The 4,872-nt window shown below is 74.4% G+C and carries 5 protein-coding genes; 3 read left to right on the top strand and 2 right to left on the bottom strand.

The genetic code is table 11. The features are described from left to right. The first annotated feature begins 74 nt into the window (after positions 1-74). The gene (locus VFJ94_RS09940; RefSeq protein WP_325004047.1) at positions 75-1,697 is read left to right on the top strand and encodes a serine/threonine-protein kinase; all 1,623 of its coding nucleotides are present in this window, start codon (positions 75-77) and stop codon (positions 1,695-1,697) included. A gap of 33 nt (positions 1,698-1,730) precedes the next feature. Here VFJ94_RS09940 and VFJ94_RS09935 read toward each other — a convergent pair whose 3' ends face one another. After that, entirely contained in the window at positions 1,731-2,576 is an 846-nt protein-coding gene (locus tag VFJ94_RS09935) for an SMP-30/gluconolactonase/LRE family protein (RefSeq protein ID WP_325004046.1), read from the bottom strand. A gap of 126 nt (positions 2,577-2,702) precedes the next feature. Between VFJ94_RS09935 and VFJ94_RS09930 the strand changes: the two genes are divergently transcribed. Beyond that, positions 2,703-3,113, top strand: coding sequence for a VOC family protein (locus VFJ94_RS09930; protein ID WP_325004045.1), 411 nt, complete (start codon positions 2,703-2,705; stop codon positions 3,111-3,113). 103 nt (positions 3,114-3,216) lie between these two features. On the opposite strand, the gene VFJ94_RS09925 is transcribed toward VFJ94_RS09930, so the two are convergent. Then, positions 3,217-4,320 (bottom strand): permease, encoded by a 1,104-nt coding sequence (locus VFJ94_RS09925; protein ID WP_325004044.1) that lies wholly within the window; start codon positions 4,318-4,320, stop codon positions 3,217-3,219. Between the two features lie 164 nt (positions 4,321-4,484). Here VFJ94_RS09925 and VFJ94_RS09920 point away from each other — a divergent pair, with 164 nt between their 5' ends. Then, positions 4,485-4,712: a hypothetical protein gene (locus VFJ94_RS09920; RefSeq protein WP_325004043.1), complete on the top strand. Its 228-nt coding sequence runs from the start codon at positions 4,485-4,487 to the stop codon at positions 4,710-4,712. Positions 4,713-4,872 lie beyond the last annotated feature (160 nt).

Raw genomic sequence — 4,872 nt, 5'->3', positions numbered from 1 at the left:
CGACCCGACGCCGTCGCGGCGGGTAGGGTCGCTCGAGGACCTGCCCGCGGCCAGCCACTCGGACGGAGCGCAGCATGAGCGAGAGCCACGGACTCCTCGCCGGGCGCTACCGCCTCATGCGGCGACTCGGCGCCGGGGGTATGGGGGTCGTCTGGCACGCCTGGGACGAGCGGCTGCGTCGGCCGGTGGCGGTCAAGCAGCTGCACGCCCAGCGCGGCATGACCGAGGCCGAGGCGAAGGTGGCGAGCGACCGGGCGATGCGCGAGGCCAGGATCAACGCCCGGCTGCACCATCCCCATGCCGTGTCGGTCTTCGACGTCGTCGAGCACGACGGGCAGCCGTGCCTCGTCATGCAGTACCTGCCCTCCCGCAGCCTGCACGCGATCCTCGCCGAGAAGGGCCGACTCCCGCCGCGGGAGGCCGCCCGCATCGGCGCCCAGGTGGCCTCCGCCCTCGCCGCGGCCCACGAGGCGGGCATCGTGCACCGGGACGTCAAGCCCGGCAACATCCTCGTCACCGAGGACGGGTCGGCCCGGATCAGCGACTTCGGCATCTCGCACGCCGTGTGGGACGTGACGCTGACGTCGACCGGCCTGCTCGCGGGCACCCCGGCATACCTTGCCCCCGAGGTCGCCCGCGGGGAGCGGTCGAGCTTCCCCTCCGACGTGTTCTCGCTCGGGGCGACGCTGTATGCCGCGGTGGAGGGTGCCCCGCCCTTCGGCACCCACGAGAACCCCATGGCCCTGCTGCACCAGGTGGCCTCGGGCGAGGTCCTCCCACCCTCGGCGGCCGGGATGCTCACTCCGCTCCTGCTGCGGATGCTCGCTCCCGCGCCACAGGATCGCCCGCCGATGGAGGAGGCCGCCCTCGCGCTCGAGGCGCTGGCCAGCTCCCCCACGCCGTATGCCGCGGGCCCCGCCTCCGAGGTCGCCGACGCCCCCGGGAAGCCCGGGACCACGGCCTCGGCGCCCCCCGACGAGTCGGGCACGCACACGACTGCGTTGCCCCTGTTCGATGGCTCCGCCGACGCCTCCTCCGATGCCCCGGCTGACGCCCCGCGCAGGAGAGGCCTGCTCCTCGCGCTCGTCGCCCTGCTCGTCCTGGCCGGTGCCGGGCTCGCCGTCTTCGTGCTGGGGCGCGAGGCCCCGGGCGGGCCCGCCGCGGCTCAGGCTTCCGCCGGGTCCGTGACCACCCACGCCACTTCCGCGCCGTCGCGGGGCGGCTCCGCCACGTCGGCGGTGCCGACCGCCGCCGCCCCCGGTGCATCCGCGACCGCCGCAGCGCCCCCGCCCTCGACACACGCCTCCCCGTCGCCCGCCGCCACGTCCGCGAGCACGGGCCCGTCGACGACCGGCCCGGAGGCCGGGCCGCCGACGGCAGCGGAGCTGGCCCAGGCGATCGACGGCTACTACGCCCTCGTGCCCGGCGACACCGACGCCGGGTGGGCGCGGCTGACAACGGCATACCAGCGCTCCACCGCCACGAGCCGGCAGACCTACGACGCCTTCTGGCGCTCGATCCGTGAGGTCGCCGTCGTGGGCGCCTCCGGCTCGCCGCCGGCACGGGCCGAGGCGACCGTGACGTACACCTTCAGGGACGGCCGGGTTGTGCGGGAGCGCACGGCATACGGGCTGGTCCGCGAGGGCGGCGTCCTCAAGATCAACAGCTCCAGGGTCCTTCGCAGCGAGCGCCTCTAGGCGCGCGGGCGCGTCCCGTCCGACCAGCCGTCCCTATCCCGCAAACTCGCGGACCGGCTGCCCAGGCGCCACGCCGGAGACGGAGAAGAGCGCGCCGGCGAGCGGGTCGTCGCCGGCCGCGAGCCCCTCGCGGGACGTCGTGATGAAGAGCTCGTCGAGGCCCTCGCCCCCGAGCGTGCACGCCGTGACCTGGCGCGCCGGCACCTCGACGACCGCATCGAGGACGCCCGCCGCCGTGTAGTGACGGACGGCACCGGCCCCGTACGCGGCGACCCAGACGCCGCCGGCGGCATCCACGGTGAGCCCGTCGGGGTGACCGCCGTCCTCCGGGAAGGTGACGAAGGGCCGTCGGCCGGTGAGCCCCGACGCGGGGTCGTAGTCGAAGGCGTCCACCCGCCCCGTCGGGGTGTCGACGTAGTAGGCCCGGCTGCCGTCCGGGGTCCAGTCGAGCCCGTTGGAGATCGTCAGGCCGGAGAGGACGACGTGTGTGCTGCCGTCGGGATCGAGCCGGTGGAGCGCCGCGGCACCCGTGCGGTGGTCGTACGCCATGGACCCGCAGTAGAACCGCCCGTCCGGGTCGCAGCCGCCGTCGTTCATCCGGGTCCCCGGAGGCAGCACCGGGGGAAGCGCCGTGACCGTGCCATGGACGTCCTCGAGCGCGAAGCCTCGCTCGACCGCGAGGACGGCTCCGCCGCCCGGGCGGGGACGCAGCGCGGCGGCCACCTCCCCCACGGACCGGCGGGTCACCACGCCGTCCGGCTGCAGCGACAGGACGTCGCCGGCGAGCAGGTCGACCCACCTCAGGCCACCCCACCGGGGGGACCACACGGGTCCCTCGCCGTGGTACGCCACAGGGTCGGTGAGCTGGTGGGCGCGCATGGCGCCGACGATACGGCCGAGACCTCGGCGGGTCGCAGATGAGGCCGGAAAGCCATGGCCGCTGTCGGTGGGTGCTCCTAGGCTGGTGAGGCTGACGAAGCAGTTCCCACGACCAAGGAGTGTTCGATGGCCGCTCGTCTCAACCCCTACCTCGGCTTCCGCGACAACGCGCGTGAGGCGATGGAGTTCTATCGCGAGGTCTTCGGCGGCAACCTCACCGTGAACACCTTCGGCGAGTTCGGCACCCCGGAGGGCTCGCCGGACGCCGACAAGGTCATGCACGCGATGCTCGAGACCGACTCCGGCATGGCGCTCATGGCGTCCGACACGCCGGCCGAGATGCCCTACAACCCGGGCAACACGATCACCATCAGCCTCTCGGGCGACGACGGCGACCTGCTCCGTGGGTACTGGCGCAAGCTGTCCGAGGGCGGGTCCGTCACCATGCCCCTCGAGAAGCAGATGTGGGGTGACGAGTTCGGCATGTGCACCGACCGATTCGGCATCCCGTGGATGGTCAACATCGCCGGTTCGTGACGCCGTGAGCCACCCGGGCGAGCGAGACCCGCCCCCCGGGCCGCCGCCGTATGCCGCCCACGCCCCCTGCGGGCCGCCAGACACGAACCGGCGGGCCGGGCGCTCAGCTGGTGCCCGCGAGCAGCCCACCGGCCAGGACGCTCGCCACGGCCACGGCCCCGGCCGTCGCGGCGGTGATCCGCCAGGTCAGCGCCCTCGCCACCATGACCATGGAGACGAGGCTCAGCGCGGGCAGGGCGACCAGCACGACGCCCACCGCCCACGGGCTGGCCCCCAGCGCCGCCAGGGCCAGCGCGACGGGGATCTCGCCGCCCGTGGGGATGACCATCAGGGTCGCCACCACCACGAGCGCGAGGAGGCCGACCAGCCCGGTGGTCAGCCACCCGGCCTGCCAGTCGACGACGTGGGCTGCGGCCCCGAGGGCGAAGACGAGCACGGCATACTCCGGCAGCAGGGTGGCCGACAGGCGCAGCAGCTCCCGGCCGAACGACGCGGCACCTCGGACGAAGCCGGGCTCTCCTGCCGGGCCCGACCCGGCCATCCCGACGAGGGTCGCGTCGACGGCGCTCGGCACACCAGGGTCGCCGCCACGCGTCGTCAGCCGGGCCACTGCCGCCCCGGCCCCGAGCACCAGGACGACGCCGACCACGACGCGCACCGCTGCCCACTGCCACGGACCGACAAGGGCGAGGAAGACGAGGACCGCCGGGTTCAGCACCGGGTTGCCGAGCCAGTACGCCACGGCGGGGCCGACGGGCACGCCGGACCGGCGCAGCGAGACCGCCAGCGGCGCGGTGCAGCAGGAGCACATCATGCTCGGCAGGGACGCGACGCCCGCGAGCACCGAACCGCGCCAGGGGCCACGTCGGGCCAGGACGCCCGCGAGCCAGGCCCGCGGCAGGAGGGTGCTCACCGCGGCCGCCAGGACCAGGCCGACGAGGACCGCCTTCCACACCGCCGCGGCATACGCGACCGTGAAGGCCCAGGCGCCCTGCCACCACGTGGAGGCGTCGGCCGCCACCCGGGTGAGCGCCGAGCCGGTCCACGAGCGGGAGCCGGCCAGGTCGGCCGCCTTGGCCGAGTAGGGCAGCCACTTGGCCCAGGCCAGCCCCACGACCGCGACGCCGAGCACGAGCAGCGCCCCGCGCAGGAGTCGACGCCGTGACGCGGCGGCGGATGACGGCGGGGCGGCCAACGACGACGACATGGCGGTCCTTTCCGCGGCACTCGGGGCGACGAGTCTCGCACAAGGTGCCCGGGCCAGGCTCGAGGCAAACGCGGCTGGGGCCGGGTGGTCCCGCCTGGGGTTGGGTTATCGGGCGCGGCGGTGAATAGTGGTGCTGTCCCGTTCCCCGAGCGAAGAGGCATGCCATGGCAGACCCGCGAGACGACGTCCCACTGGAGGACCTGCAGGAGCAGCTGCGCGGCATCGACGTGGAGCCGGAGGCAGACGAGGTCCCACCCGCCGACAGTGGGTCGATCGCCGGGCTGGACCCGTTGGCCGCCGTCGAGGCCAACGAGGCCGACGTCGCGGAGCAGTCGCTTCCCGTGGCCGAGGATGCGGACGAGGACTATCCGCGGGAAGACAGCGAGGAGTAGGTCCCCACACCGGTGCCGGTGAGGAGTCGACGCAGCCCCACGATGCCCAAGGAGACGTGGAGGCCACAGCAGAATCACCGGCCCAGGCGCGACGTCCCGACCTCGTCGTGAGGCCCCTCGCCGTATGCCGTGCTCGCAGCCGAGCGCCTGAGGGCGAGCC

This window comes from Intrasporangium sp. (genome assembly GCF_035688975.1).
Lineage (GTDB): Bacteria > Actinomycetota > Actinomycetes > Actinomycetales > Dermatophilaceae > CALMNV01.
The sequence above is the reverse complement of the archived record's forward strand: the minus strand, read 5'-3'. Positions and strand labels throughout refer to the sequence as shown.

Coding starts and splice junctions, on each gene's coding strand:
- VFJ94_RS09940 (WP_325004047.1), top strand. CDS start 75: ATGAGCGAGAGCCACGGACTCCTCGCCGGGCGCTACCGCCTCATGCGG.
- VFJ94_RS09935 (WP_325004046.1), bottom strand. CDS start 2,576: ATGCGCGCCCACCAGCTCACCGACCCTGTGGCGTACCACGGCGAGGGA.
- VFJ94_RS09930 (WP_325004045.1), top strand. CDS start 2,703: ATGGCCGCTCGTCTCAACCCCTACCTCGGCTTCCGCGACAACGCGCGT.
- VFJ94_RS09925 (WP_325004044.1), bottom strand. CDS start 4,320: ATGTCGTCGTCGTTGGCCGCCCCGCCGTCATCCGCCGCCGCGTCACGG.
- VFJ94_RS09920 (WP_325004043.1), top strand. CDS start 4,485: ATGGCAGACCCGCGAGACGACGTCCCACTGGAGGACCTGCAGGAGCAG.